The organism is Comamonas antarctica, assembly GCF_013363755.1.
GTDB classification, from domain to species: domain Bacteria; phylum Pseudomonadota; class Gammaproteobacteria; order Burkholderiales; family Burkholderiaceae_C; genus Comamonas; species Comamonas antarctica.
This window is the reverse complement of record NZ_CP054840.1, coordinates 1105584-1130643: the sequence shown is the minus strand read 5'-3', so window position 1 is coordinate 1130643 and position 25060 is coordinate 1105584. Positions and strand designations below refer to the sequence as shown.

27 protein-coding genes and 1 riboswitch are annotated in these 25060 nt (G+C 66.3%); of the genes, 14 read left to right on the top strand and 13 right to left on the bottom strand.

Annotated features, from left to right (window positions below; all coding sequences use genetic code 11):
- Positions 1 to 56: 56 nt before the first annotated feature.
- From HUK68_RS05255 to HUK68_RS05240, 4 genes are all read left to right on the top strand, one after another.
- The gene (locus tag HUK68_RS05255; RefSeq protein ID WP_175503241.1) at positions 57 to 266 is read left to right on the top strand and encodes a DUF4224 domain-containing protein; all 210 of its coding nucleotides are present in this window, start codon (positions 57 to 59) and stop codon (positions 264 to 266) included.
- A 17-nt stretch (positions 267 to 283) separates the two neighbouring features.
- A complete protein-coding gene (locus tag HUK68_RS05250) occupies positions 284 to 1315 on the top strand; it encodes a site-specific integrase (protein ID WP_175503240.1) in 1032 nt (343 codons plus the stop codon).
- Positions 1316 to 1860: 545 nt separating this feature from the next.
- A complete protein-coding gene (locus HUK68_RS05245; RefSeq protein WP_175503239.1) occupies positions 1861 to 2133 on the top strand; it encodes a BrnT family toxin in 273 nt (90 codons plus the stop codon).
- Complete coding sequence (locus HUK68_RS05240; protein ID WP_175503238.1) at positions 2114 to 2416, top strand: BrnA antitoxin family protein; 303 nt, start codon at positions 2114 to 2116, stop codon at positions 2414 to 2416. Before HUK68_RS05245 ends, HUK68_RS05240 begins: the two co-directional genes overlap by 20 nt.
- Before the next feature lie 88 nt (positions 2417 to 2504).
- Here the strand turns inward: HUK68_RS05240 and HUK68_RS05235 are convergent, their stop codons facing one another.
- Entirely contained in the window at positions 2505 to 2684 is a 180-nt protein-coding gene (locus HUK68_RS05235; protein WP_175502326.1) for a YdcA family protein, read from the bottom strand.
- Positions 2685 to 3115: 431 nt separating this feature from the next.
- Between HUK68_RS05235 and HUK68_RS05230 the strand changes: the two genes are divergently transcribed.
- Positions 3116 to 4672: a methyl-accepting chemotaxis protein gene (locus tag HUK68_RS05230; protein WP_175503237.1), complete on the top strand. Its 1557-nt coding sequence runs from the start codon at positions 3116 to 3118 to the stop codon at positions 4670 to 4672.
- A 218-nt stretch (positions 4673 to 4890) separates the two neighbouring features.
- Here HUK68_RS05230 and HUK68_RS05225 read toward each other — a convergent pair whose 3' ends face one another.
- The 3 genes from HUK68_RS05225 to HUK68_RS05215 all read right to left on the bottom strand — a co-directional run bounded on the left by HUK68_RS05225 (position 4891) and on the right by HUK68_RS05215 (position 7330).
- The gene (locus tag HUK68_RS05225) at positions 4891 to 5109 is read right to left on the bottom strand and encodes a hypothetical protein (RefSeq protein WP_175503236.1); all 219 of its coding nucleotides are present in this window, start codon (positions 5107 to 5109) and stop codon (positions 4891 to 4893) included.
- 241 nt (positions 5110 to 5350) lie between these two features.
- On the bottom strand, positions 5351 to 6520 hold the full coding sequence (locus HUK68_RS05220; protein WP_175503235.1) for a sugar transporter: 1170 nt from the start codon (positions 6518 to 6520) through the stop codon (positions 5351 to 5353).
- Positions 6521 to 6676: 156 nt separating this feature from the next.
- Positions 6677 to 7330 (bottom strand): NAD(P)-dependent oxidoreductase, encoded by a 654-nt coding sequence (locus tag HUK68_RS05215; RefSeq protein WP_175503234.1) that lies wholly within the window; start codon positions 7328 to 7330, stop codon positions 6677 to 6679.
- Positions 7331 to 7442: 112 nt separating this feature from the next.
- Between HUK68_RS05215 and HUK68_RS05210 the strand changes: the two genes are divergently transcribed.
- Positions 7443 to 8354 (top strand): LysR family transcriptional regulator, encoded by a 912-nt coding sequence (locus HUK68_RS05210; RefSeq protein ID WP_175503233.1) that lies wholly within the window; start codon positions 7443 to 7445, stop codon positions 8352 to 8354.
- On the opposite strand, the gene HUK68_RS05205 is transcribed toward HUK68_RS05210, so the two are convergent.
- Positions 8351 to 8881, bottom strand: a complete 531-nt coding sequence (locus tag HUK68_RS05205; RefSeq protein WP_175503232.1) for a 6,7-dimethyl-8-ribityllumazine synthase — start codon at positions 8879 to 8881, stop codon at positions 8351 to 8353. The genes HUK68_RS05210 and HUK68_RS05205 overlap by 4 nt on opposite strands.
- Positions 8882 to 8975: 94 nt before the next feature.
- Positions 8976 to 9149, bottom strand: a riboswitch (FMN riboswitch).
- A gap of 260 nt (positions 9150 to 9409) precedes the next feature.
- Between HUK68_RS05205 and HUK68_RS05200 the strand changes: the two genes are divergently transcribed.
- Together HUK68_RS05200 and HUK68_RS05195 are read left to right on the top strand one after the other, a co-directional pair.
- Positions 9410 to 10009 (top strand): hypothetical protein, encoded by a 600-nt coding sequence (locus tag HUK68_RS05200; RefSeq protein WP_175503231.1) that lies wholly within the window; start codon positions 9410 to 9412, stop codon positions 10007 to 10009.
- Between the two features lie 12 nt (positions 10010 to 10021).
- On the top strand, positions 10022 to 10663 hold the full coding sequence (locus HUK68_RS05195; RefSeq protein ID WP_175503230.1) for a DUF4124 domain-containing protein: 642 nt from the start codon (positions 10022 to 10024) through the stop codon (positions 10661 to 10663).
- On the opposite strand, the gene HUK68_RS05190 is transcribed toward HUK68_RS05195, so the two are convergent.
- Entirely contained in the window at positions 10660 to 11607 is a 948-nt protein-coding gene (locus HUK68_RS05190) for an NAD-dependent epimerase/dehydratase family protein (protein ID WP_175503229.1), read from the bottom strand. The two genes, HUK68_RS05195 and HUK68_RS05190, sit on opposite strands and share 4 nt — an antisense overlap.
- Positions 11608 to 11677: 70 nt before the next feature.
- Between HUK68_RS05190 and HUK68_RS05185 the strand changes: the two genes are divergently transcribed.
- Together HUK68_RS05185 and HUK68_RS05180 are read left to right on the top strand one after the other, a co-directional pair.
- Positions 11678 to 12733, top strand: coding sequence for a CDP-6-deoxy-delta-3,4-glucoseen reductase (locus HUK68_RS05185; RefSeq protein ID WP_175503228.1), 1056 nt, complete (start codon positions 11678 to 11680; stop codon positions 12731 to 12733).
- A 125-nt stretch (positions 12734 to 12858) separates the two neighbouring features.
- Positions 12859 to 13827, top strand: coding sequence for a Bug family tripartite tricarboxylate transporter substrate binding protein (locus HUK68_RS05180; protein ID WP_175503227.1), 969 nt, complete (start codon positions 12859 to 12861; stop codon positions 13825 to 13827).
- A 90-nt stretch (positions 13828 to 13917) separates the two neighbouring features.
- Here the strand turns inward: HUK68_RS05180 and folK are convergent, their stop codons facing one another.
- The 4 genes from folK to hda are packed head-to-tail and all read right to left on the bottom strand — an operon-like array spanning position 13918 to position 17470.
- A complete protein-coding gene (gene folK, locus HUK68_RS05175; protein ID WP_175503226.1) occupies positions 13918 to 14424 on the bottom strand; it encodes a 2-amino-4-hydroxy-6-hydroxymethyldihydropteridine diphosphokinase in 507 nt (168 codons plus the stop codon).
- A 3-nt stretch (positions 14425 to 14427) separates the two neighbouring features.
- Positions 14428 to 16038, bottom strand: a complete 1611-nt coding sequence (pcnB, locus tag HUK68_RS05170) for a polynucleotide adenylyltransferase PcnB (protein ID WP_175503225.1) — start codon at positions 16036 to 16038, stop codon at positions 14428 to 14430.
- Positions 16035 to 16739 carry a histidinol-phosphatase gene (locus HUK68_RS05165; protein WP_175503224.1) on the bottom strand — a complete coding sequence of 235 codons (705 nt, stop codon included), beginning with the start codon at positions 16737 to 16739 and terminating at the stop codon, positions 16035 to 16037. The genes pcnB and HUK68_RS05165 overlap by 4 nt, the downstream gene beginning before the upstream one ends.
- Before the next feature lie 32 nt (positions 16740 to 16771).
- Positions 16772 to 17470 (bottom strand): DnaA regulatory inactivator Hda, encoded by a 699-nt coding sequence (gene hda / locus HUK68_RS05160; protein ID WP_175505740.1) that lies wholly within the window; start codon positions 17468 to 17470, stop codon positions 16772 to 16774.
- Between the two features lie 318 nt (positions 17471 to 17788).
- Here hda and purM point away from each other — a divergent pair, with 318 nt between their 5' ends.
- Both purM and HUK68_RS05150 read left to right on the top strand, forming a co-directional pair.
- Positions 17789 to 18841, top strand: coding sequence for a phosphoribosylformylglycinamidine cyclo-ligase (gene purM, locus HUK68_RS05155; protein WP_175503223.1), 1053 nt, complete (start codon positions 17789 to 17791; stop codon positions 18839 to 18841).
- 26 nt (positions 18842 to 18867) lie between these two features.
- Positions 18868 to 19926 (top strand): AI-2E family transporter, encoded by a 1059-nt coding sequence (locus tag HUK68_RS05150; RefSeq protein ID WP_175503222.1) that lies wholly within the window; start codon positions 18868 to 18870, stop codon positions 19924 to 19926.
- 11 nt (positions 19927 to 19937) lie between these two features.
- Here HUK68_RS05150 and HUK68_RS05145 read toward each other — a convergent pair whose 3' ends face one another.
- Positions 19938 to 20777 carry a SirB1 family protein gene (locus HUK68_RS05145; RefSeq protein WP_175503221.1) on the bottom strand — a complete coding sequence of 280 codons (840 nt, stop codon included), beginning with the start codon at positions 20775 to 20777 and terminating at the stop codon, positions 19938 to 19940.
- 110 nt (positions 20778 to 20887) lie between these two features.
- A complete protein-coding gene (gene murJ / locus HUK68_RS05140; RefSeq protein ID WP_175503220.1) occupies positions 20888 to 22453 on the bottom strand; it encodes a murein biosynthesis integral membrane protein MurJ in 1566 nt (521 codons plus the stop codon).
- Positions 22454 to 22568: 115 nt separating this feature from the next.
- On the opposite strand from murJ, the gene rpsT reads away from it, so the two are divergent.
- Complete coding sequence (gene rpsT / locus HUK68_RS05135; protein WP_175503219.1) at positions 22569 to 22868, top strand: 30S ribosomal protein S20; 300 nt, start codon at positions 22569 to 22571, stop codon at positions 22866 to 22868.
- Between the two features lie 432 nt (positions 22869 to 23300).
- On the opposite strand, the gene HUK68_RS05130 is transcribed toward rpsT, so the two are convergent.
- A complete protein-coding gene (locus HUK68_RS05130) occupies positions 23301 to 23621 on the bottom strand; it encodes a DUF3579 domain-containing protein (protein WP_175503218.1) in 321 nt (106 codons plus the stop codon).
- A gap of 228 nt (positions 23622 to 23849) precedes the next feature.
- Here HUK68_RS05130 and HUK68_RS05125 point away from each other — a divergent pair, with 228 nt between their 5' ends.
- A complete protein-coding gene (locus HUK68_RS05125; protein WP_175503217.1) occupies positions 23850 to 25046 on the top strand; it encodes an aspartate aminotransferase family protein in 1197 nt (398 codons plus the stop codon).
- Positions 25047 to 25060 lie beyond the last annotated feature (14 nt).

Below are 25060 nucleotides of genomic sequence, written 5' to 3'. Positions count from 1 at the left end.
TGTCGTTGGCAGTTGCATCGTTGACCTGGTGCGCGCAGCCCGGAAAGGCGTTGACCATGAATAACGAATATCTGAGCAACCAAGAAATCAGTCGCCTGACCGGCAGCAGCGAAAACCGCTGCAAGTCGAACTGGCTGCGCGGCCAGCGCATTCCCTTCAAGGAAGACGGAAAGCGCTTGATTGTGTCGCGCATGCATGTTCAGCAGTGGCTGGAAGGTAAGCCCGTGCTCACGCATAGCGGCCTGAACTTGAGCGCCATCCGATAGAGGGTAAGAGGAACAGCGTGCCGAAGATCACCAAATATCCGCGCCTGCGCACCAAGGTTTACAAGACAAAGGACGGCAAGGCCCATGTCTACTACGTCTACGACATGCGCAAAGAAGGAAAGCCAGACATCCGGCTTGGCAACGACCACGCCAAGGCACTGGTGCAGTGGGAGGAACTGCATAACAAACGCCCGCTGACCATAGGCCGACTGGAAGAAGCGTTCGCCCATTGGAAAGAGCGGGAACTGCCGAAATACAGTGGCGACACCCTTTCCGGGTACACCAAGAACCTGAAGACTATCTGGCCCGTGTTCGGCCAGATGGTATGGGAGGAAGTGGACCTACCGACGCTGCGGCAGTACTTGGACCTGCGCACCGGAAAGACCCAAGCCAACCGCGAAATGTCTTTGCTCCGGCTGATCTGGGGCAAAGCCAGGTTGTGGGGGATGACGCGGTGTCCGTGGCCGGCAGAAGGAATAAAGGGCTGGAAGAACGAGGAAAACGCCCGCACCTTCGAGGTCACTGTCGAACTGTTCCGGGCCGTCTACGCGCAGGCCGATCAGGTGCTGCGGGATGGCATGGACACCGCCTCCGCCACGGGCCTGCGGCTGAGAGACGTGATTGCCGTAGAGCTACCGAAAAACGGCCTCATCAAGCACATAGCGAACAAGACCAAAAAGACGAAAGGCGCTATCGAGTTTGCGGTGGCCGAGTCTCCGGTTCTGACCAGCATTGTGGAGCGCCGGCTAAAGATGAACTCGCTTTGCCGAAACCTTATCTGCCTGCCGGATGGCCGCCCTGTGACATCGCGCATGTTGTCCCGCCGCTGGGAAGATGCGCGCGATGCCGCTGCATATCGGGCGGAGGTCTCCGGCGATGAGGAACTTGCCAAGCTGATCCGCTCCATGTATCTGCGTGACATGCGCAGCTTTGCCGCCAACCTGGCAGATGACATTACGGAGGCATCGAAGCTGCTCGACCACAGCAATGTGAGCGTTACGCGAAAGCACTACAGAACCCGTGCCACAAGATTGAAAGCAGTGCGGTAACAAGCTGCTACAACAAAAAAGGGCCTGCACCTTCACCGGATGCAGGCCCTTTTTGCATGCGCTGCAGCTAAAGCGATAGGCGCAAAAGGCATTTGTTAGAAGGGGGCTTTGGGGTCTTTTTTGCGCCAAAAACAGGGTGAAAACCGCATGGATTCTCATGTTGCACTGTGACTCAAAATCCCCCGCCGCAAGGCGTGCCGGTTCGATTCCGGCCCCGGGCACCACAGATATAGTGCTATGAAATTTGAGGTGTTTTCCTCTTAGTTTCCTCAGCCGTTTCCTCAAAGCCTGCAACCTTCACTGGTTGCGGGCTTTTTGTTTTTTTAGCTAAGCGCCCGATCAACCCGCTATCGGCCGCGATCTGGCCCTTGAGCGCCTTCACCTGGGCGTCTCGGATTTCGACCAGTCCTCCAAGTCGGCCAACCCATCCCACGCCTCTTGCAGAAAGCCCGCCGAGCTCCTTGTGTCGATCTGCGAAACAGGCTGTTTATGTACGTACAAAAATAGATTGCACGACACTATTTATTGTGCGTACAATAAATAACATGAAAACAGAATTCGATGCCATCAAGGACGCCGCGAACCAGCAAAAGCATGGCGTGTCGCTTTCGCTGGCAAGCATGATCGAATGGCAGGACGTGCTCTGTTTCGTGGACGATCGCGCCGACTACAAGGAAGTGCGCGAAGTCGGTTTCGCTGTGATCGATTGGCGCCTGTACGTGGTGGTGTTTGTGCAGCGCGGCGACACGATGCGAATCATCAGCCTGCGCAAGGCCAACAAGAGGGAGTTAAAGCACTATGAACAAGCGTCTGAATAAATCGGGGCTCATCGCCCCTACCGATGCCGAGGATGCAGCGATCAATCGCGGTATTGCTGCAGACCCCCACACAGTGGAAATCACGGCGGAACTGGCTGCCCGGATGCAGCCATTACGCCGGCGTGGACGGCCGGCAGTCGAGCGCCCCAAAGCTCCGATGACCACGCGCGTCGATGCAGATGTCCTCGAGGCCATCAAGCACAGCGGCAAGGGCTGGCAAACCCGCCTGAACGATGTGCTGCGGGAGGCAGTTCAAAAGGGAAAATTCAAGGCTGCGGCATAACGTCCTGCCGGCCATCAGCCAATCCATTGAGGCCGGCACGCGCGGGCCTTGTCACATACAGCGGCCGCATACGGCCTCATGCTCAGGCTCAGTTGCAAACCTTCTTGCTCGCGCTGGTGGAGCCATCCTTGCAAATGAACTTCCCAGCGGAACAATGCGACACGCCGCCCTTTTTGCCCGAGCATGGGGTGTTGGCGGCGTAGCTCGCCAGGGGCACGGCGCATGCCATCAGCAGCGCTATGAGCTTCTTCAATGCGTTCGATGTCATCTCTCCCTCCCCTTATTGGTGAATTGGCCTCTGCGGTCCATCAATCGGTAAGTTAGCAACAACTTATTCCGGCTTCGGAACATTGCCGGCCGCCGTCAATAGCGCGCGCGCTTTTTCGGACCCATTGCGTCACATCTGCAGCAGCGCGCTCGGCTGGTGCCAGCGTGCTGGCGGACGCGCCTGAACGGGAGCAAGTGACGACACATAGCACACCTACGCATAGGGTTGAATTGGCCCGGGCACAACGAAAGCCGTCAAGTCTCAACGACTTGGCGGCTTTTTTCGTTGTCGCCCCTGCCTTTCATCGGCAGACCGCAAATAACTGTCGTAAATCCGACATAACAGCCTCAGCCCTGGCGGCTAACGGACGAAAGCAACACAGAAGCGCCAGTAGTATTGCCGGCGCCCACCATCCGTGAAAACCCTAGCCCATGCCTACTCTCTCTCTTCGCCAGAAACTCCTGGCGCCGCTGGCTTTTTGCCTGCTCGCGCTGCTTACGCTGACCCTTTTCAATGCCTTCGAGGCGCGCGGCAAGGCCTATGAGGCGCGCCAGACGGCGCTGCGCGATTTCGTCGATTCGGCCGACAGCATGATTGCGGCTATTGCCGCCGAGGCCAAGGCCGGCAAGCTGCCCGAGGAAGAAGCCAAGGCCACGGCCATTGCGCGCGTGGGCCAGCTGCGCTATGCCGGCGGCTCCGGCTACATCACCAACATCACCACCGGCTCGGTCGTGCTGAACAACCCCTCCACGCCGAAGTTCAACGGCAAGTTCATGGGCGATTTCCAGGATGCGAAGGGCGGCTATCTCTACCGCGACATCGCCGCCGTGGGCGCGTCGCCCAAGGGCAACGGCATCATCTCCTATTGGTGGCCACGCCCCGGCGCCACCGAGCCCAGCGAGAAGCTGGCCTATGTCAAACGCTCGACGGCGTGGAACTGGGATCTGGTCGCGGGCGACTATGTGGACGACATCCAGCAGGCCTTCGTGGCCTCGCTGCTCAAGTCGCTGGTGGTGCTGGCCGTGCTGGCGGCGCTGCTGGCCGTGATTGCCTGGATGGCGACGCGCAGCGTGCTCCATGCCATTGGCGGCGAGCCCGCGGTGGCGGCCGAGATTGCCAACCGGATTGCCAGCGGCGACCTGTCGCAGACCGGTCTCGAGGGCGCCGCACCCGCGCCTGAAGGCAGCGTCATGGCTGCCGTGCAGCAGATGAGCGTGCAGCTGCGCGATCTGGTGACACGCATCCACGCCACGGCGGGCGTCATCCACCACTCGGCTGGCGAGATTGCCACCGGCAGCCTGGATCTGTCGCAGCGCACCGAGCGCCAGGCCAGCGCGCTGGAGGAAACGGCGGCTTCCATGGAAGAGCTGACCGCCACCGTGCACCAGAACGCCGAGAATGCCCAGCGCGCGAGCCAGATCGCCACCGGCGCCTGCACGGTGGCCGAGCGCGGCGGCGCGGTGGTCGAGCAAGTGGTCGCCACCATGGGCGAGATCAACAGCTCCTCGCGCCGCGTCGTGGACATCATTGGCGTGATCGATGGCATTGCCTTCCAGACCAATATCCTGGCGCTGAACGCGGCGGTGGAGGCCGCGCGTGCCGGCGACCAGGGCCGTGGTTTCGCCGTCGTGGCCGGCGAAGTGCGCACGCTCGCGCAACGCAGCGCCTCCGCGGCGCGCGAAATCAAGACCATGATCCAGGCTTCGGTGGAACGGGTGGATGCGGGCGCCGCGCTGGTCGACGACGCTGGCCAGACCATGCGCGAAGTGGTCTCGACGGTGCGCAACATCACCGGCATCGTGACCGAGATTGCTGCGGCAAGCCGTGAGCAGAGCAGCGGCATCCAGCAGGTGGGACAAGCCGTGACCGATATGGACCGGGTGACGCAGCAGAATGCCGCCTTGGTCGAGCAATCGTCGGCCGCGACGCAAGTCTTGCAGGAAGAGTCGGAAAAGCTGTCGCGCCTCACGGCTTCGTTCAAGCTCTGAGCCGGGGCACTGTCTGAAACCACGCCAGCGGCGGCGCGCGTGGCGCCCGTCACTGACGTTTTTTCTCCACAAACGCACAGGACAAAGCTGTGGACAAGCTGTGCCCAGCCAGTGCAAAGCCACGCCAAGTCCTTGCCGGACCAGCAGCCCGGCTGGCGTGCCGCAATTTAAGGCATTGCCGCTATCGGAACGGGTTCAGCGATACGCGCTATTGCCCATCAGTCCTCCTGGCGGCGGATCAATTCGCGCCCCAGCGGAGTGATCGTCCACTTCTTGTCCTCGTCCTGCTTTGCGAGCCCGAACTCCAGCAGGCGCTTGGACAGATGTTCGCGGGCTGCGGTCTCGAATGAAATGACTTCGCCCATTTCCATGTTCTTGAGCGCTTCCAGTTCATCGATGGTGGGCTCGAAATGCGGCAGGTGGTCACGGGCGGTCATGGTTCTCTCCGGAAATCTGTAACAGGTGCCCCAGCGTAGCCTCTCGTCGGGGCCGGTGCAAGCGTGCAGCACGAGGTCGGCGCGACCGCTGACAAAAGCGCGCAGCAAGTTATCCCCGCTGCAGACGCCCAAGCATGTGGACAACTGCCGCCCTTGGCCGGGATAAGCATGCCAAGTTCTTGTCGCCAAAGGAAAAAACCCAGCCTGCCTGATTTTTAGGCAGTGAAAACCGGCGCCGGCGTCAGTTCTTCCAGCGCGCGCTGGCCCAGGCGCACCACAGCAGTCCGGCCAATGCCAGCGCACCGCCAGCCGTGCCGATATGCGTGAGCGATGCATGCTGGATCACTTGGTTGCCCAGCAGCGCGCCGCCGCCAATGCCGATGTTGTAGATCCCCGAAAACATGGCCATGCCGACATCGGTGGCGTCCGCTGCCTGGCGCAGCACCAGCGACTGCATGGCCAAGCCAAAGCAGATCATGCCGGCGCCCCATACCGACACCACGGCATACATCGACCAGGGATGGGCCGACGCGGGCAGCAGCAGCCACAGGCACAGCACCAGGCCGGCGCAGGTGGCCAGAAGAAAGCCGCGCGGAAAACGCATGCCGAAGCGGCTGAACAGCAGGCTGCCGCCCAGGCCCATGCCGCCAAACAGCAGCAGCGCCAGCGTGACGCTCTCCCCGCCCAGCCCGGCCACGGTGTGCACGAAGGGCTCGATGTAGCTGTAGCCCGTGAACTGCGCGGTGATCACCACCACCAGCAGCACATAGAGCCAGACCAGCGAACCACGGCGCAGCAGCATCGGCACGCTGGCCAGCGAGCCAGCGTTTTCGCTGGGCAGCAGCGGCAGCAGACGGAACAGGCTCAGCATGGCCAGCGCCGCGACCGCGCCAATGGCCAGGAAGGTCATGCGCCAGCCCAGCAGTTCGCCCACCACGCGCCCCAGCGGAATGCCCAGCACCATGGCCACCGACGTGCCCACGGCCAGCAGGCTCAGCGCCTGCGCCTTCTTGCCCTCGGGCGCCAGGCGCACCGCGAGCGACGCGGTGATGGCCCAGAAGATCGCATGCGACAGCGCCACGCCCACGCGGCTGACCAGCAGCATGGCGTAGCTGTTGGCAATGCCCGAGAGCATGTGGCTCGCGATGAACACCGCCAGCACACCCATCAGCAAGCGGCGGCGCTCGACATTGCGCGTGAGCAGCATGCAGGGCAGCGAGGCCAGCGCGACGATCCACGCATAGACCGTCAGCATCAGGCCGACTTCCTCCGCGGGCATGGCGAAGCTCGCGCCTATGCCGCTGAGCAGGCCGACCGGAACGAATTCCGTGGTGTTGAAGACAAAGGCCGAGATGGCCAGGGCGACCACCGCCATCCAGGAGGTGGGTTTTGCAGAGGGGAGAGTGGACATGGAGGGCGCGCGCAGCACGCAATTGAGACGCGGGAAACCGTGGCCTGCGCCCGAAGGGGCGCTCTCGGCCACGGCCCGGAGCATAGCGGTCCGGCGCCACCCCTGCGCCCATGCGGCAAGTGCCCTTATGCCGCACCAGGCTGAGCCTGCGGCTTCTCAATAGGCAATCGTGAAGCGCTGGCGCACATGGGCCGGGCGCTCGAGTTCGTCGACCACGGCCACGGCCAGGTCGGCGGCCGAAATGGTGCCGGGCTGGTCGCCATCCATCAGCGGCTCGTCCTTGCCCACGCGGTACTTGCCGGTGCGCTCGCCGCGTCCGCCGGGTACGAAGCCGATGGGCGGGCTCAGCAGGGTCCAATCGAGCTGCTGCTCCAGCTCCTGCAATTCCTTGAGCAGGTCGCGCGCCGCGCGCGCGCCGTCCAGGATCGCCGCCGGGAAACCCGGGGTATCGACGATCTGCACGCCGGGCGCCGCGTACAGGCTGCCGGCGCCGCCCACCACGATATAGCGCTTGACGCCCGCGGCTTTGATGCCGGCCTGGATCGCACGCGAGCCCTGCATGAAGTCTTTGTAGATGTCGGGATTGCCCCAGCCGGCATTGAAGCCGCTGAGCACGGCATCGCAGCCGGCCACCGCCTGCCGCACCTGCTGCGCGTCCTGCACATCGGCGCGCACCACGCTCAGGCCCGGGCGCGGCGTGTATTTGGCGGGGTCGCGCGCCAGCGCCACGACCTCGTGCCTGCGCCGCAGCAGTTCATCGAGCAGGGCCGAGCCGACAAAGCCCGTGCCGCCGATCAGTGCAACTTTCATGGAAACTCCTCGAAAAGACAGTGAAGAAGGCCTCACGATAGGCCTGTGGACGCCATGGCGGTAGAGGCCCAAAGGCACATTGACCTTGAAGCCGTGCTTCACAATCCACGGCATGGACGATTTCAAACGCATGGCGATCTTTGCGCAGGTGGTGGAACGGGGCTCGATGAGCGCCGCGGCGCGCGTGCTGGGCATGAGCCCCTCGGCGGTAAGCCAGCAGCTGCGCCAGCTCGAACGCGCGGGCGGCGTCACGCTGCTGCACCGCACCACACGCCAGCTCACGCTCACCGACGCCGGCAGCCGCTTCTATGCCCAGTGCGCGGCCATGTGCGCGGCCGCGGCGCAGGCCCGCGCCGAACTCGAGGCCGAGCGCGAGCAACCCGGCGGCGAACTGCGCATTGCCGCGCCCGTGGGATTCGCCCGGCATATCGCACCCGCGCTGGGGCAGTGGCTTGCAGGGCACCCGGCGCTGCGCCTGCTGTTGCTGGTGGACGATGCGCCCATCGATCTGGTGCAGGGCCGAATCGACCTGGCCATCCGCTTTGGCGATCTGCGCGACTCGGGCTGGGCCGCGCGCCGGCTGGGCCGCATGGCGTGGTGGCTATGCGCCGCGCCGCAGTGGGTCGCGCAGCATGGCGCGCCCCCGCACCCGGCGCAGTTGGCCGGCGCGCGCTGGCTCGGCATGAGCGGACGGCTGGATTGGGAATGCCGGCACCCCGACGCGGGCGTGCACCACTGGCAGCTTCAGCCGCAGGTGGCCAGCAACAACCATTGGTCGCTGCAGCAGATGTGCGAGGCCGGGCTGGGGCCGGCGCTGCTCGCCGCCATGGATGTCAGCGATGCAGTGCAGCAGGGCCGGCTGCTGCGGCTGCTGCCGCAGTGGACGCTGGGCGGGCTCGATATCTGGGCCATGACGCCGCAGCGCGACGCCCAGCCCGCCAAGGTGCGCCAGGCCATCGCGGCGCTGCAGGCCTATCTCGCGCAGCTGCCGGGCGTGCAGGCGCCCAGCGGGCCCGCGCCTTAGGCGAGAGACTTTACGCGCTGCAGCTGGGCCATGGCGCTAAGGCACGACTGTGCCACTTCCACGCCCTTTTTGACGAAATGCGTCCGGAAGAACTCCAGGTGGTCCGCGTGTTCGTGGAAATCGCGCGGCGTGAGCACCGCCGACAGCACCGGCACGTCGGTGTCGAGCTGCACGCGCATCAGGCCGTCGATCACGGCGCTGGAGACGAACTCGTGGCGGTAGATGCCACCGTTGACGACCAGCGCGCAGCCGATGATGGCGTCGAACTGGCCGGTTTGCGCGAGGCGCTTGGCCATCAGTGGAATCTCGAAGGCGCCGGGCACGTCGAAATGCGCGATGTGCGCCGCCGGCATGCCCTGTTCGATCAGTTCGGTCACGGCGGCATCGCGCGCCTGGTGCACGACATCGGTGTGCCAGCTGGCGCAGATCAGCGCGACGCGGCTGTCGCGTGCGACGGAAGTCCAGGCGGGCGCCTTGGCAACAGAGGAGGAAACGGAAGAAACGATGGCAGTGGAAGTCTGATTCATGACAAGTACAAGGTTGGCAACATGAATCAGGGCGCGCGCGAAGCTGCGCGGCCACAGGGCCGGAACTCCAGGCACACTGCGGCTGCGAGGGAATGCGCGATCTCTTGCATCCGGACTATGACCGTCGGCTCTGGCATCTCACCAGATCTGCTGACCCTGCAAGCTGTGCGTGCAGGAGTGCACGCTTCACCTCCAGGCGCTCGCGGGCTGCTGCGATCGGGTCGCAGATACCGCCGGTGGGGAATTGCACCCCGCCCTGAGAACGCTGGCCCCACGGGGAGGCCGAGGTCGATTCTAGCGCCACGGCTGCGGCGCCACGCGCAAAACAGTTATGCGGATACGGCTACATCTGGCAACAACCATGGAGCGCAGGCAAAGCTCAAGGCGATGGCGTCTTGACCGTCAACCAAACCCCGTGCTGCCGCGTATAAGAGGAAAGCATCGCGGTAGCCACCGCACTGCGCCCAGGGGCGCCCACTGCATCCACGGCACCAGCGCCCCGGGATGCCTTCCAAGACGGAGATACCTATGCGCCATCCTTCCACCCGCCTTCTGGCCGCCAGCGCGCTGGCCGCGCTGGTCGCGGGCTGCGTGGTTCCGCCCGAGCCCTACTACGACGGCCCGGGGCATGTTTACGAGTCGCGCAGCACGGTCATCTATGACCAGCCGGCCACCATCTACCGCAGCGCGCCGCCGATCTACGGCAGCCCGCCGCCGGTCTACGTCATACCCGACCGGCGCGACGAGCGCGCCTGGCGCGAGTACGAGCGCCGCCAGATGGAGCGTGAGCGCATGGCGCGCGAGCGCGAACGCGACCTGAACCGGCTGCAGATGGAGCAGCGCCGCGCCCAATCCGACCTGCAGCGCCAGCAATTCGAACGCATGCGCGACCAGCAGCGCGCGCAGGCCGAGCGCGAGCGCTTCCAAGCCGAGCGCCAGCGAGACCAGCAGCGCGATCAGCAGCGTGCCCAAGCCGACCGCCAGCGCGACCAGCAGCGCGCCGAAGCCGAGCGCCAGCGCGCGCAGCAGCAACAGCAGCAACAACAACGGCCGCCGCAAGACGACCGGCGGGGCCAGCGCGATGGCGAGAACCGCGGCTGGGGCCCGCGCGGCGACCGCGGCAGCTGATCGCCGCACGCCATGGCCTTGCACCCGCGTGCCCTCCTTGCCCGCGCCCTTGCCGGGGCGCTGGCGGCGCTGTGCCTGGGCGGCGGGCCGGCCCAGGGCCAGGTACTGCGCTGCACCGATGCGCGCACGGGTGCCGTGAGCTATACCGACGGCAGTTGCGCCAGCCCCGGAAAAGCCGAGCAGGTGCTGCCGGCCCTGAGCCCCGAGGCACTGGCCCGGGAGCGCGAGCAAGCGGCCCAGGCCATTGCACGCAAGGAGCAGCGCCTGCGGCTCGAAGCCGAAGCCGCCGCGCTTAGTCCCCCGACGCCGGCTCCGGCGCAGGCCCAGACCGCCGCCGAAACGCCGCGCTGCGGCGCATCACGCCAGCAGCTGCAGGGCCTGCTGGCCCGTCCCGGCAGCGATGCGGCGGTCTACAGCCAGCAACTGGCGGCCGCGCAGCAGCAGGTCGAGCGCGATTGCCTGGGCCCACAGGCCTATGGCGAACTGGAGCAGGCGCGCGCGCGCACGGCGGCGCCCATCGCACCGGTGATCGTGGTGCCGCCGCTGCGGCCGCCACGTCCGCTGCCACCGCCGGTGCAGCCGCCGCGCCCGCAGATGCAGCACTGCAACGTCTTTCGCTGCTACGACCGCCAGGGCAACACCTATCCGCACTAGCGCACTGGCGTGCCGCGCAGTCCCAGCTCCACCGTGGGATAGCGCAGCGCCACGCGCAGTTCGTGCGCCAGCCGCGTGGTGCGCAGCCGGCGCGACTCGCCCATGAAGCTCAGCAGCGTGAGCGGCAGTTCGCCCTGGGCCTGGCTGCGCGAGACGCGCTGCGGCCTGGGCATGCCATACAGGTCGGCAGCCAGGTCGAAGTAGTCGCCCATGCGCATGTCGCTGGCATCGGCCACGTTGTAGATGCGTTGCGCACGGCCACGCCACAGGGTCGCGATGCAGGCGCGCGCGAGGTCGTCGGCATGGATGTGGTTGGTGTAGACATCGTCCTCGGGGCGCAGCACCGGCGTGCCGCGCAGCAGCCGTGCGCGCGGCGTGCCGCCCGCGCGGTCGGGCGCATAGATGCCGGGAATGCGCAGGATGCTGGCGCGCAGGCCCTGGCGGCCCACCCAGCGCAGCGTGCGCTCGGCGTTGGCACGGCGCATGGCGCGCGCGGTATGCGCCGCGGCCGGCCGGCTCTCATCAACCCAGGCGCCGCCGCAGTCGCCGTAGACACCGCTGGTCGAGGCGTAGACCAGGCCCTGCGGCAGGGCGCGCCGGCGCAGCGCCTGCACCAGCGCCGTCGTGCGCGGATCGAGCCACCAGCGCGGTGCTTCCTCCGAGGCGGACGGCGGCGGCGCAAGATGCAGCACGCGCGTGCCCAGTCCCGCAAGGCGGCGCAGGCTGCGCGCATCGTCGAGATCGCCCAGCAGCGGCGTGATGCCCTGGGCACGCAGCGAGGCGCGGCGCGCGGGTGTCGAGGTCAGCGCCAGCAGGCGCACGCCGCGGTTGCCGCGCAGGTCGCGCGCCACGCGCTGGCCGACATCGCCGCAGCCGACGATCAACAGGCGCTGGCGGCGAAAGCGCGCTGGACGTGCCCCGAGAGGGTTTTGGTTTGAAGGCAAAATTCACCCTGTTGTGCAGGCAGGCCATGACCCCGGCCCGGCCCGCAAAAGCTCCTAGGATAACGAGAACATGACCCTGATTGCGAACCCCATCCACCAGATCACCGTGCAACCCAGCGGCCGAGCCTTCGCGAGCCAGGGCGAGGAAACCATTCTGGCCGCCGCCATCCGCGCCGGCGTGGGCCTGCCCTATGGCTGCAAGGATGGGGCCTGCGGTTCGTGCAAGTGCAGGAAACTCAGCGGCAGCGTGGTGCATGGCGAACACCAGGCCAAGGCCCTGACGCCCGATGAAGAAGCCGCCGGGTTCGTGCTGACCTGCTGCGCCACGGCGCAGACCGACGTGGTGCTGGAGTCGCGCCAGGTCACCGATGAAAGCGCGTTTCCCGTCAAGAAGATGCCGGTGCGCGTGGCGGCGCTGGAGAAGCTGGCGCACGACGTGATGCAGGTGCGCCTGCAGTTGCCCGCCATGGAGAAGTTCCGCTACCACGCGGGCCAGTATGTCGAGTTCATCCTGCGCGACGGCGCGCGCCGCGCCTATTCGATGGCCACGCCGCCGCACCAGCAAGACACGGCGCCGGGCATGGAGCTGCACATCCGCCACATGCCCGGCGGGCTGTTCACCGAACATGTGTTTGCCGGCATGAAGGAGCGCGAGATCCTGCGCATCGAAGGCCCGTTCGGCAGCTTCCACCTGCGCGAAGACAGCGACAAGCCCATCATCTTGCTGGCCTCGGGCACGGGCTTTGCGCCGATCAAGGCGCTGATCCTGCACATGCAGCACAAGCAGATCACCCGCCCGACCACGCTGTACTGGGGCGGCCGCCGGCCGCAGGACCTGTACCTCGACGGCTGGCTGCGCGAGCAACTGGCGCAGATGCCCTTCCTGACCTACGTGCCGGTGGTGTCCGAAGCCCTGCCCGAAGATGCCTGGACCGGCCGCACCGGCTATGTGCACCAGGCCGTGCTCGATGACTTCGAGGACCTGAGCGGCCACCAGGTCTATGCCTGCGGCGCGCCCATCGTCGTGGATTCGGCGCGCACCAGCTATATCCGCCAGGGCGGCCTGCCGGAGGAAGAGTTCTTTGCCGATGCATTCACGTCGGAAGCCGACAAGCACGGCGCATGATCCATGAGTAAAACTACGCATGTGCAGTGCGAATGATACAAAATTTACGATTTTTCTCAGGAAAGCTGCATTGAGACGTTGACCCAGGGGACAGAAAGCAGTTTTTTTGCAAGAATCGACGGGCAATGAACCGTCGCAACAGTCTCCTCTCGCTGCTCGCCGCCTGCGCGGCCCTCGCAGCCCCCCTCGCCCACGCCCAAGAACCCATCCGCCTGATCGTGCCCTATGCGCCCGGCGGTCCGCTCGACATCACCTCGCGCGCGCTGGCCGAGCGCGTGCGCGACACGCTGGGCGTGGTGATCATCGAGAACAAGGCCGGTGCCGGCGGCAACATCGGCGCCGATGCCGTGGCCAAGGCCGCTCCCGACGGCCTGACGATCGGCCTCGCGGCCACGGCAACGCATGCGGTCAACCCCTGGCTCTACTCGCGCATGCCCTTCGACGCGGCCAAGGACTTCGCCGGCATCACGCAGATGGTGCGCGTGCCCAACGTGCTCGTGGTCAACGCCGACTTTGCCGAACGCAACAAGATCAACAGCGTTGCCGACCTGCTGGCCTACGCCAAGAACAACCCCGGCAAGCTCAACTACGGCAGCGGCGGCAACGGCAGCGCCGGACACCTCGCGGGCGAGATGCTCAAGCAGAAGGCCGGCATCTTCGCGCTGCACGTGCCCTACCGCGGCGCCAACCCGGCGCAGCTGGCACTGCTGTCCGGCGAAGTCGACTTCAACATCGACAACCTGGCTGCGGCCTCGCCCAATATCCGCTCGGGCAAGCTCAAGGCCCTGGCCGTGACCTCGCTGGCGCCGTCCCCGCTGCTGCCCGGCGTGCCCGCGCTGTCCAAGACCTTCCCCGGTTTCTCCATCGACACCTGGTGGGGCCTGGTGGCGCCGGCCGGCACGCCGCAAGCCGTGCTCGACAAGCTCAACAAGGCATTCACCGACGCCCTCAAGGCGCCCGAAACCAAGACCCGTTTCGAGATGCTGATGGCCGAACCCGTGGCCTCGACCCCCGCCGCGTTCGACCAGTTCATGGCCGCCGAACGCAAGAAGTACCAGCAGGTGGTGAAGGCTTCCGGGGCCAAGGTGGATTGATATCTGCCGGCTTGGATGAAAAAACCCCGTCGCAGGTGACTGCGGCGGGGTTTTTCATTGGGGTTGGTGAATGGGTTTTCGTGCAGGCCCTCAGGCCCCGTTCAATCTCTGCACCCAGTCCGCCCCCTCGACCCGTTCGATGCGCTGGTCCGCCACGGCCTGCAACTGCGCCGCGGTCACCCGATTCGGTGCCAGCTCGGCCAGCGGCAACAGCACGAAGGCGCGCTCGCCGATGCGTGGATGCGGCAAGGTCAGGCGCTGCGTGTCCAGTTGCTGCTCGCCATGGGCCAGCAGATCCAGATCCAGCGTGCGCGGTGCATTGCGGTAGGGGCGCTCGCGCCCCGCGGCCTGTTCGATGGCCTGCAGCGCGTCCAGCAGCGCCAGCGGCGCCAGGCGTGTCGATAGCTCGGCCACGGCATTGAGGTAGTCGGGGCCGCCGGCATCGATGGGCGCGCTGGCGTAAAGCCCCGAGACCCGAACGTGCCGCGTTGCAGGCAGCGCCGCGAGGGCCCGCACGGCGCGCGTCAATGCCGCGCCGCGGTCGCCGAGATTGGCGCCCAGCCCGATCCAGGCCAGGACTTCAGGCGCTTGCGACACGGCTCAGTACGGCGAGGCGTCGTCGGTGGTGCCGCGGTGCAGGTCGCCCCCGGCATCGGCGGCGCCATCGGCTGCGCCATCGGTGGGCTTGCGGCGGCGGCGGCGGCGTTTCTTCGGCGCGGCGCCCTCTTCGCCCACGGCCGGCAGGGCATCGGCGGCGCCGGGCTCGGGCGCGGCGACAGGTGCCGGTGCCGCCTTGGCAACGCGTCGCGGCGCCGGCGCGGCGGTCTTCTGGCGCTGGCGCTGCTCCTCGCGCGCCTGCGCGATCAGATCGTCGCGGCGCAGGTCGTCGGCCTGCTGGAACTCCTGCCACCAGTTGGCCAGGCCTTCCTCGACCTCGCCCACGTCGGCGCGCAGGCGCAGGAAGTCGAAACCGGCGCGAAAGCGCGCCTGCTCGACCAGGCCCAGCGGCGTCGCGCCGCTGCGCTTCTCGAAGCGCGGCTGCATGACCCAGATCTCGCGCATGTCGGCGGCCAGCTTGCCGCGGCCGGAGACGTCGCCGATGCGCTGGTTAAACACGTCGTCGATCGCATCCTGCAAAGCCGGGAACGAATGCTGGCGCTGCTGCAGGCGCTGCTCCCAGCCCTGCTTGACGTCCTGCCACAGCACGCAGGCCAGCAGAAAGCTGGGCGCGACCGGCTTGCCCTCGCCCACGCGGCGGTCGGTGTCGGCCAGCGCGGCCTTGACGAAGGGATGGTCGGCACGCTCGACCACGACATCGAGCAGCGGATAGATGCCGCGGTCCAGGCCCAGCGAACGCAGTTGCGCCACCGAGGCCAGCGCATGGCCGGTCTGCAGCAGCTTGAGCATTTCATCGAACAGCCGGCTCTGCGGCACTTCGTTCAGCAGGTGCTGGCTGGCAATCAGCGGCGCGGCGGTCTTGGGCTCGAGCTTGAAGCCGACGTCATGCAGCTTGGCGGCAAAGCGCACGGCGCGGATGATGCGCACCGGGTCTTCGCGGTAGCGCGTGGCGGCATCGCCGATCATGCGCAGCACGCGCTTCTTCGCGTCCTGGATGCCCTTGTGGTAGTCGACCACGATCTGCGTGGCCGGATCGTAGTACATGGCGTTGATGGTGAAGTCGCGGCGCGTCGCGTCCTGGTCCTGCGGGCCCCAGACGTTGTCGCGCAGCACGCGGCCGCTGGCATCGACCGCATGCTTCATGCCGGCCAGCGCCGCCTTGCTGGTGCGCTCGTTGCCCGACACGCTCTCGGCCAGGCTGTTGTCGAGGAACGCGCGGAAGGTCGAGACCTCGATGACCTCGTTCTCGCGGCCGCGGCCATAGACCACGTGCACGATGCGAAAACGCTTGCCGATGATGAACGCGCGCCGGAACAGGCTCTTGACCTGCTCGGGCGTGGCATTGGTGGCGACGTCGAAATCCTTGGGCCGCAGACCCAGCAGCAGGTCGCGCACGGCACCGCCGACGATATAGGCCTCGAAGCCCGCGTCCTGCAGCGTCTCGACCACGTCGAGGGCGCGCCGGTCGACGAGTTCGGGATCGATGCCATGCACCGAGGCCGGCACTTCCTCGCGCTTGCCAAAGGGGTGCTTTTGCGCACGCGCGCTGGCGCCGGGCTTGCCCAGCAGTTTGTCGATGAAGGTTTTGATCATGGGTGTTCGGTAAACAGGTCCAGTATGCGCCAGCCGCGCTGCCGGGCCAGGGCGCGCAGGCGCGCGTCGGGGTTGGTCGCGACCGGGTGGTCGACTTTTTCCAGCAAGGGCACGTCGTTCATCGAGTCGCTGTAGAACGTGCTCTCGACATCGCCCCAGTCCAGCCCGCGCTGCGCCAGCCACTGCTGCATGCGCAGCACCTTGCCTTCGCGCATCGTCGGATGCCCGTCGATCTCGCCGGTGATCCAGCCCGACGCATCGCGCGCGAGCTGCACCGCCAGCAGTTCATCGACGCCCAGCGCCTGGGCGATCGGGCGGGTGATGAACTCGTTGGTCGCGGTGACGATCACGACCTGGTCGCCGGCATCGCGGTGCGACTCGATCAGCGCCAGTGCCGCCTGCCGGATCGCGGGCGTGATCACTTCCGCCATGAACTGCGCATGCGCCCGGGCCGAGGCCTCGGCGCCGCGCGCGCGCACCGCCTCGGTGGCAAAGCGCACGTAGTCATGCACATCGAGCGTGCCCGCCTGGTAGTCGGCGAAGAACGCGTCATTGCGGCGCCCGAATTCCTCCGGGTCCGTCCAGCCGATGCGGGTCGTGAAAACGCCCCACTCGTAGTCCGAGTCCAGGGGCAGCAGGGTGTGGTCCAGATCGAACAGCGCGAGCCGCGGGCGGGCGCTGGGCGCGTGAGAGGTTGGCATGGGGTTCCAGAAAAAGAGGCCGGCAGCGGTGGCTACTCGGTCTCCAGCATGGTCTTGAGCAGTGGAATGGTGATGGCCCGCTTGTTGCGCAACGCAAAGCCATCGAGCATGTCGAGCAACTGCATGAGGCTGCCCAGATCGCGCGAGAAGCGCTTGAGCATGTAGTCCATCACATCGTCGCCGAGAAACACGCCGCGCGAATCGGCCTCCTGGCGCAGCACCGCGCGGCGCGCGGGCTCGTCAAGCAGCCGCAGCTGGAACACATGGCCCCAGCCCAGGCGGCTGCGCAGGTCCTCGCGCAGCTTCAGGTCGGCCGGCGGCAGTTCGCCGGCGGCCAGCACCCAGCGCGGAATGCCCGTGGCCGGGCTGGTCGCGTTGACGAACCAGTTGAAAGCCCGCGCCTGCTGCATGGGCGTGTACAGATGGACATCGTCCATCAGCACGGCCGACCAGCGCTCGTCGAACTCCGGAGGATAGCCTATCGACGCATCCAGCCAGCCGACAATGGCCCCCTGCTCGCGCAGCGCTTCGCGCACCGACTTGAGCAGATGGGTCTTGCCAGAGCCCGATTCGCCCCACAGATAGGTCGGCACGGGCGAGCGCGGCATCTGGCCGCGGCCCTCGCCGACCCACAGCCGCAGGTGCTGGAGCACCGCCGTGTTCGGGCCGGCAAAGAACCGCGACAACGAGGGACTCGTCGCCAGGCCGATATCCAGCGCCATCTGCTTCATGAACGGCATGCGCGGCACGCCCTCCTGCCTGGAACCAGGGGAGGCCGTGCGCAACAGGCTGGCAAGGGAAAGTTCGGCAACATTACAGGCGACAGGACAAAAGGCCCCCGGCACAGAAGACTGCACCAGGGCTCGGAAGGCGCAACCAGGGTTGCGCGCCGCTGATTTTAGTCTGCGCGCGCGTCCACGGCACGCTGCCGCGCTGCACAGACCCGGGGAAAAGCCCTTGAAACCAGCCTCATGCCTCCCGCGAAGCAGGCGGTCGCCGTAAAATCCCGGAGTTCCGCCCCTGCCGGGCACACCTGCACTGACCCATCCATGAGCTCCTCCGCCACTCCCTCCACTCCCATTTCCTATAAAGACGCTGGCGTCGACATCGTTGCCGGCGATGCGCTGGTCGAGCGCATCAAGCCGCTGGCGAAGAAAACCATGCGTGAAGGCGTGATGGCTGGCATCGGCGGCTTCGGCGCGCTGTTCGAAGTGCCCAAGCGCTACCAGGAACCCGTGCTGGTTTCGGGCACCGATGGCGTGGGCACCAAGCTGCGCCTGGCATTCGAGTGGAACATGCATGACACCGTGGGCATCGACCTGGTGGCCATGAGCGTCAACGACGTGCTGGTCCAAGGCGCCGAACCGCTGTTCTTCCTCGACTACTTCGCCTGCGGCAAGCTGGACGTGGACACCGCTGCGGCCGTGGTCGGCGGCATCGCGCGCGGCTGCGAGCTCTCGGGCTGCGCGCTGATCGGCGGCGAAACCGCTGAAATGCCCGGCATGTATCCCGAAGGCGAATACGACCTCGCCGGCTTCGCCGTCGGCGCCGTCGAGAAGTCGAAGATCCTCACCGGCCAGAACGTGCAGGCCGGCGACGTGGTGCTGGGCCTGGCCTCGGCCGGCGTGCACTCCAACGGCTTCAGCCTGGTGCGCAAGTGCATCGAACGCGCCGAAGCCAATGGCAGCGTCCCCGCCACGCTGGACGGCAAGCCCTTCAAGCAGGCCATCATGGAACCCACGCGCCTGTACGTGAAGAACGTGCTGGCCGCGCTGGCCCAGCATCCCATCAAGGCGCTGGCCCACATCACCGGCGGCGGCCTGCTGGAGAACATCCCGCGCGTGCTGCCCGAAGGCCTGGCCGCGCACCTCGATGCGGGCAGCTGGCCGCAGACCGAGCTGTTCGCCTGGCTGCAGGCCACGGCCGGCATCGACGCGGTGGAAATGAACCGCACCTTCAACAACGGCATCGGCATGGTGGTGGTGGTGCCCGCCGAGCAGGCCGAGGCCGTCGCGGCAACGCTGCAGGGCCTGGGCGAAACTGTCTATACCATTGGACGCATCGCCGCGCGCGGTGACGGCGAACCCGTCGAAGTGCGCTGACCCAGCCCGTACCACGCCGCGCCCAGATGTCAGATTACCTTCCTGTTCCCCGAGAAGTACTTCCCCAGACACCTTCGCGCAGCGTGGTAAACGCCAGCTATCTGCTGATGGCCGGCACCTTGCTGCTGGTCATGTGGCAAGGCCTGCTGCCGGGCTTGCTGAGCGTCTGCGTCGGCTTCATGCTCACGCGCGCGCTGGCCCGGCTGCTGGCGCGTCTTTCGCGCCGCCGCGTTCCCGGCTACCTTCCGCACTGGGCCCAGGTGGTGGCCGCGGGCGTGGTCATGCTCGCACCGCTGGCGCTGCTGAGCAGCGCCCTGCCCCATACCCGCGGCTATATCGTCGAGGCCCCGCAGCAGTACAAGGAACTGCTCGACTACCTGGCGCGCACCGTGCTCGAGCTGCGCCACAAGCTGCCACCCGACATCGCCAGCCAGTTGCCCGATGGCGCGCGCGAGATCCAGACCATGATTGCCTCCTACCTCGGCGCCAAGGCCGGCGTGCTGGCCATGGCCGGCCGGGCCTGGTTGTCGGGGCTGCTGCATGCCTATGTCGGCCTGCTGATCGGCGCGCTGGCCGCGGTACGCCACATTCCGCTCAAGCGCCCGCCGCTGGTCGAGGCGCTCTACCAGCGCATCATGCTGTTCGGCGAGGCCTTCGGGCAGATCGTCGCCGCCCAGTTCTGGATCGCGGTCTTCAACTCCCTGCTCACGGCGTTGTTCCTGCTGCTGGTGCTGCCCTACTGGGACCTGGCGCTGCCCTATACGCCGGCGCTGATCACGCTGACCTTCGTGGCCGGGCTGATTCCCATCGTCGGCAACCTGCTGTGCAATGCGGTCATCACGCTGGTGGGCCTGTCCGTGTCGCCGGTCGCGGCCGCGGCCTGCCTGGGCTTTCTGATCCTGATCCACAAGGCCGAGTACGTGATCAACGCCAAGGTCGTGGGCCGGCGCACGCACATGGGCGTGTGGGAGCTGTTGTCGGTGATGTTCGTGGCCGAGTCGGTATTCGGCCCGGCAGGATTGGTGGCCGCGCCGCTTTTCTACGCCTACCTCAAGAAAGAACTCGAGGCGCGCAAGCTGGTCTAGTTCGGTCGGGCCTAACCGCGCAGCACCGCCAGCCGGTTGGCAATCAGTCCCGCATCGGGCCGGTCGCCAGCGTGCTCCAGATAGGTTTCCCAGTCCGACACGGCCTCGCGCGTGCGGCCCTGCTCGGCCAGCACCGCGCCGCGGTCGCGGTATTCGGCCCAGTCATCGGGCAGCAGCACGATCAGCCGGTCGAGCGTGGCGGTGAGCAGCGCCCACTGGCTTTGCGCGAAGTAGATTTCCTTGAGGTTGCGCAGCAGCCGCTCGAGGATGTCGCGCGGCGTGGCGGCCTGCAGATGCAAACCCAGCGGGATGTTGTCTTCGCGCCGCCCGCGGCCCAGCCCGAAGGGTTCGAGCCGCTGCGCCAGTTCCTGCGCGGAAAACGAGGTGCCGGTCAGCGGATCCATGACCACCTGGCCTTCGGGCAACCCGACCTTGAGCAGGAAATGGCCGGGAAACGCAATGCCCGACGCCTGCAGGCCCGCGGCCTGGGCCAGTTCCAGCCAGACCAGCGCCAGGCTCACCGGTATGCCGCGCCGGGTCGCCAGCACCACCGGGATATAGCTGTTCTCGGGCGCGTAGTAGTTGTTGACGTTGCCGCCAAAACCCATTTCGCCGAAGAAGAAATGGTTGAGGACCTTGAGCCGCTGCAAGGGCGTATGCACGCCCGTGAGATGGCGCGCGAGGCGCACCTGCATCTGATCGATATCGGCCAGCACCGCCTGGATATCGAGTTCGGGGAATTCATCCTGTGCAATGCAGACGGCCGCCTCCATCAGCGGCAGATGTTCATCGCTTTGCACCAGGGTGGCAAAGTATTGCAGCGAAGAAGGCGCATCGAAACGCAGTGACATGCTTTCCTTGTACGACCAGGCGGCGTCGAGTGCAAGAGGGAAGGCCGTTGGAATCCACCCGCCAACGGCCGCGGCAATGCCTACCTTATAACCAAAAACCGATACATGCCCTATCGGTGCAGCAACTGGCGCAGCTTCAGCCCTGCCGCCCACAGCGCGCCAAAGTACAGCGTGGCCGCCGCCGCGATGATCAACGCCAGCCAGCCCATGCGCTGCCACTGCTGCTGCTTGAGCGCGATCCAGTCCAGCGACTGGGCGCTCCAGGCCAGCAGCACGGCCATCAGCACGCTGGCCGCGACCACCTGCAGCAGCAGCCGGCCCCAGCCCGGCCGCGGCGCATAGGTGCCGCGGCGCAGCAGCACCACCAGCAGCCAGGCCGCGTTGACCAGCGCCGCGAGGCCGATCGACAGTGCGAGCCCGGTATGCGCCAGCCAGGGCACGAACGCCAGGTTCAGCAGCTGGGTGATGACCAGCACCGCCACCGCGATCTTCACCGGCGTGCGGATGTCCTGGCTGGCGTAGTACGCGGGTGCGAGCACCTTGATGGCCACCAGGCCCACCAGGCCGGCGCCGTAGCCGGCCAGCGCCAGCGCGATCTGCGCCACGTCGCGGTCGGTCAGCGCGCCGCGGTGGAACAGCGTGGCCACCAGCGGCTCGGCAAACACCAGCAGCGCCACCGCGCAGGGCACGGACAGCACCAGCACCAGCCGCAGGCCCCAGTCCAGCATGGCCGAATAGCGCTCGGCATCCGCCGCCGCCTTGGCGGCCGCCAGCTGTGGCGTAAGCACCACGCCCAGTGCCACGCCCAGCAGCGCCGTGGGAAATTCCATCAGCCGGTCGGCATAGAACAGCCAGGAGACGCTGCCCGGCGCGAGATAGGACGCGATCTGCGTGTTGATCATCAGCGAGATCTGGGCCACGCCCACGCCCAGCAGCGCCGGCGCCATCAGCGACAGGATGCGGCGCACGCCCGCGTCCTGCCAGGCCGCGTGCACCGTGCTCCAGCGCAGGCCGATGCGCGGCAGCAGGCCCAGGCGGCGCAGCGCCGGCAGTTGCACCGCCAGTTGCAGCACGCCGCCCAGCATCACGCCCGCGGCCATGGCATAGATCGGCTCGATGCCATGCGCCGCCAGGCGCGGCGCGCCGATCAGCGCCGCGCCGATCATGCTGACGTTGAGCAGCACCGGCGTGGCCGCGGGCACAACGAAACGCTTCCACGTATTGAGTACGCCGGCGGACAGCGCCACCAGCGACATGAAGCCGATGTAGGGAAACATCCAGCGCGTCATCAAGACCGCGGCGTCGTAGCCCGCGGCGTTTTGCTGCAGCCCGCTGGCCAGCAGCCAGACCAGCAGCGGCGCGCCGGCCACGCCCAGCACGCAGGTCAGCACCAGCGCCCAGGTCAGCACGGTGGCGACATTCGCAATCAGCACGCGCGTGGCCTCGTCGCCCTCCTTGGCCTTGGTCGCCGCCAGCACCGGCACGAAGGCCTGGCTGAACGCCCCTTCGGCAAACAGGCGCCGGAACAGGTTGGGAATGCGGAAGGCGACGTTGAACGCGTCGGTCAGCGCATTGGCGCCGAACATGGAGGCCATGAGCAGGTCGCGCAGCAGCCCGGTGACCCGGGAAGCAAGCGTGAGCAGCGAGACGGTGGAGGCGGCTTTGAACAGTGACACCCGCGCAGTGTATGCCTTGTACGGTCTTCGGACCCGAAGATTCCGTCGCACAGGCAACAGGTGCTACAATCGCCGGCTTCGCTGACATCATCCTCAGACACTAGGAATTTGAATCATGGCATCTGCTAAACCCAAGAAAAAGAACCCCCGCCTGGCATCGGGCCGCAAGCGCGCCCGCCAGAACGTCGCCCTGAACGCCGCTAACACCTCGCTGCGCTCGAAGTACCGTACCGCTGTCAAGAACGTCGAAAAGGCTGTTCTGGCTGGCGACAAGACCAAGGCATCCGAACTGTTTGCCAAGGCCCAATCCGTGCTGGATACCATTGCCGACAAGGGTATCTTCCACAAGAACAAGGCAGCTCGCGACAAGAGCCGCCTGTCCGCCAAGGTCAAGGCCCTGGCCCTCGCCGCCTAAACCATTTAGGCAATCGCACGGATGGCGCAAGCCATCTGCCGTTTGTAACGGGTGCGCTGTCAACGAACGTGAAAACCGCCTTAGGGCGGTTTTTTCGTTATGTTGCCCCCACGCTCCCCCACTGCGTGTGGGTCGCTGCCCCCCCGGGGGCCCTCGCCGCCTTGGGGCGGCCCGGCGGCGGCTCGATTCGCCCGCTTCAAACGCACTGCTTCACCGTGCGGCGCCCTCGCCAAGCTCACCACGGACGCTTTGTCGAGCACAGCACCCAATCACGCTGTGCGCTCTTTTCAAACCAACCAGACACCGTTCGCCCTGAGCCTGCCTCGCCGGCTGCGTCAAAAGGGGTTTCAAGTCGTGATTCGTGCCTAACGCTGGGCCCACAAAAAAGCCGGCATGAAGCCGGCCTGGTCGAGATGCCAAAGCAAGACGCGACTAGGCCTTCGGCGGCGCGTCCGGCAGCAGGCAGGCCTCGGCGATCTGCAGGTTGTTGTCCTTGGCGAAATTGATCACGAAGTCCCAGGCCATGGGCTCATGCTCGCGCAGATCGGCGTGCAGCACCACGCACTTGGTGCCGTTGAGGGTGGTGGGAATGCACCAGGGCGAATAGCTCAGATGGCTGCCAGGGCTGGCTCCCCCAGGGCGGAACTGGCTCATGACACCGGCCAGGCGCTCTGCCCAATCACTGGGCCGAAAGGTTTTTCCATCGCGGGTCAGGCCCTGGATGAACAGTTCTTGAGAATTGGGGGAGACCATCGATATCGTTGTGCAAAGTGATGTGACCGGGGCGGGATCGCCGCTGGCGGGTCAATGGGAGAGTTTAACTCTTATACAAGAGTCGAGCTTGCCATGGGTGCATTGCACGGCTGTGATGCGTATTCGTCAATTTTCATCGCGCCGCGTCCATCTAAAATTGTAGTTCGCTCAACCCGGCGCATGGATGCAATGTCCATGCCACCCCTGCATTCTTGGGAGATTTTTGCAATGACCGCTTTCATCGAGGCAGCCTCGCCCCACGTGATGAACACCTATGGCCGCGTCCCGATCGCTCTGGAACGAGGCCAAGGCTGCCGCGTCTGGGACGTGAATGGCAAGGAATACCTCGATGCGCTTGGCGGCATTGCGGTGAACACCCTGGGCCACAACCACCCGCGCCTGGTGCCCGCGTTGCAGGATCAGCTGACCAAGCTCATCCACACCTCGAACTACTACCATGTGCCCGGCCAGGAAATCCTCGCCAAGATGCTGGTCGAGCGCGCGAAGATGACCAACGTTTTCTTCTGCAGCACGGGCCTCGAAGCCAACGAGGCGGCAATCAAGATCGCGCGCAAGTACGGTGTCGACAAGGGCATTGCCCGCCCCGAGATCGTCGTTTATGACCATGCCTTCCATGGCCGCTCGATCGCCACCATGACCGCCACCGGCAATGCCAAGGTGCGCGACGGCTTCGGCCCGCTGCTCGACGGCTTCATCCGCGTGGCGCCCAACGATTACCAGGCGCTGCTCGCGGCCACCGAAGGCAACGCCAACATCACGGCGGTGCTGATGGAGCCCATCCAGGGCGAAGGCGGCCTGCACCCGATGCGCGCCGAATACCTGCAGCAGGTGCGCGCGCTGTGCGACGAGCGCGGCTGGCTGCTGATGCTGGACGAAGTGCAGGCCGGCATGGGCCGCACCGGCAAGTGGTTCGCGCACCAGTGGGCCGGCATCGTGCCCGACGTCATGTCGCTGGCCAAGGGCCTGGGCTCGGGCGTGCCGGTCGGCGCCGTCGTGGCGCATGGCAAGGCGGCCGAGGTGCTCAAGCCGGGCAACCACGGCTCGACCTTTGGCGGCAATCCCTTCGCCATGCGCGCGGGCATTGAAACCATCCGCATCATGGAAGAGGACGGCCTGCTCGAGCATGCGGCCCGCGTCGGCGAGCATCTCAAGGCCGCGCTGCGCGCCAAGCTGGGCGTGCTCGACGGCGTGGTCGACATCCGCGGCCAGGGCCTGATGATCGGCGTCGAGTTGAACAAGCCCTGCGGCCAGCTGATCGGCCAGGCGGCCGCGGCCGGCCTGCTGCTGAGCGTGACGGCCGACACCGTGATCCGCCTGGTGCCGCCGCTGATCCTCACCGAGGCCGAAGCCGACGAGATCGTGGAGCGGCTGCTGCCGCTGGTGCAGGCCGTGCTGGCCGCCTGAACATGAAAATGAAC

Excerpts from the sequence above, each read along its gene's own strand:
- purM (WP_175503223.1), top strand. The coding sequence starts at position 17,789 with ATGAGCTCCTCCGCCACTCCCTCCACTCCCATTTCCTATAAAGACGCT.
- HUK68_RS05210 (WP_175503233.1), top strand. The coding sequence starts at position 7,443 with ATGGACGATTTCAAACGCATGGCGATCTTTGCGCAGGTGGTGGAACGG.
- HUK68_RS05225 (WP_175503236.1), bottom strand. The coding sequence starts at position 5,109 with ATGACCGCCCGTGACCACCTGCCGCATTTCGAGCCCACCATCGATGAA.
- HUK68_RS05200 (WP_175503231.1), top strand. The coding sequence starts at position 9,410 with ATGCGCCATCCTTCCACCCGCCTTCTGGCCGCCAGCGCGCTGGCCGCG.
- HUK68_RS05255 (WP_175503241.1), top strand. The coding sequence starts at position 57 with ATGAATAACGAATATCTGAGCAACCAAGAAATCAGTCGCCTGACCGGC.
- HUK68_RS05165 (WP_175503224.1), bottom strand. The coding sequence starts at position 16,739 with ATGCCAACCTCTCACGCGCCCAGCGCCCGCCCGCGGCTCGCGCTGTTC.
- rpsT (WP_175503219.1), top strand. The coding sequence starts at position 22,569 with ATGGCATCTGCTAAACCCAAGAAAAAGAACCCCCGCCTGGCATCGGGC.
- HUK68_RS05180 (WP_175503227.1), top strand. The coding sequence starts at position 12,859 with ATGAACCGTCGCAACAGTCTCCTCTCGCTGCTCGCCGCCTGCGCGGCC.
- HUK68_RS05205 (WP_175503232.1), bottom strand. The coding sequence starts at position 8,881 with ATGAATCAGACTTCCACTGCCATCGTTTCTTCCGTTTCCTCCTCTGTT.
- HUK68_RS05145 (WP_175503221.1), bottom strand. The coding sequence starts at position 20,777 with ATGTCACTGCGTTTCGATGCGCCTTCTTCGCTGCAATACTTTGCCACC.
- HUK68_RS05220 (WP_175503235.1), bottom strand. The coding sequence starts at position 6,520 with ATGTCCACTCTCCCCTCTGCAAAACCCACCTCCTGGATGGCGGTGGTC.
- HUK68_RS05125 (WP_175503217.1), top strand. The coding sequence starts at position 23,850 with ATGACCGCTTTCATCGAGGCAGCCTCGCCCCACGTGATGAACACCTAT.
- hda (WP_175505740.1), bottom strand. The coding sequence starts at position 17,470 with ATGAAGCAGATGGCGCTGGATATCGGCCTGGCGACGAGTCCCTCGTTG.
- HUK68_RS05130 (WP_175503218.1), bottom strand. The coding sequence starts at position 23,621 with ATGGTCTCCCCCAATTCTCAAGAACTGTTCATCCAGGGCCTGACCCGC.
- HUK68_RS05245 (WP_175503239.1), top strand. The coding sequence starts at position 1,861 with ATGAAAACAGAATTCGATGCCATCAAGGACGCCGCGAACCAGCAAAAG.
- HUK68_RS05240 (WP_175503238.1), top strand. The coding sequence starts at position 2,114 with ATGAACAAGCGTCTGAATAAATCGGGGCTCATCGCCCCTACCGATGCC.
- HUK68_RS05235 (WP_175502326.1), bottom strand. The coding sequence starts at position 2,684 with ATGACATCGAACGCATTGAAGAAGCTCATAGCGCTGCTGATGGCATGC.
- pcnB (WP_175503225.1), bottom strand. The coding sequence starts at position 16,038 with ATGATCAAAACCTTCATCGACAAACTGCTGGGCAAGCCCGGCGCCAGC.
- HUK68_RS05230 (WP_175503237.1), top strand. The coding sequence starts at position 3,116 with ATGCCTACTCTCTCTCTTCGCCAGAAACTCCTGGCGCCGCTGGCTTTT.
- HUK68_RS05215 (WP_175503234.1), bottom strand. The coding sequence starts at position 7,330 with ATGAAAGTTGCACTGATCGGCGGCACGGGCTTTGTCGGCTCGGCCCTG.
- HUK68_RS05150 (WP_175503222.1), top strand. The coding sequence starts at position 18,868 with ATGTCAGATTACCTTCCTGTTCCCCGAGAAGTACTTCCCCAGACACCT.
- HUK68_RS05195 (WP_175503230.1), top strand. The coding sequence starts at position 10,022 with ATGGCCTTGCACCCGCGTGCCCTCCTTGCCCGCGCCCTTGCCGGGGCG.
- HUK68_RS05185 (WP_175503228.1), top strand. The coding sequence starts at position 11,678 with ATGACCCTGATTGCGAACCCCATCCACCAGATCACCGTGCAACCCAGC.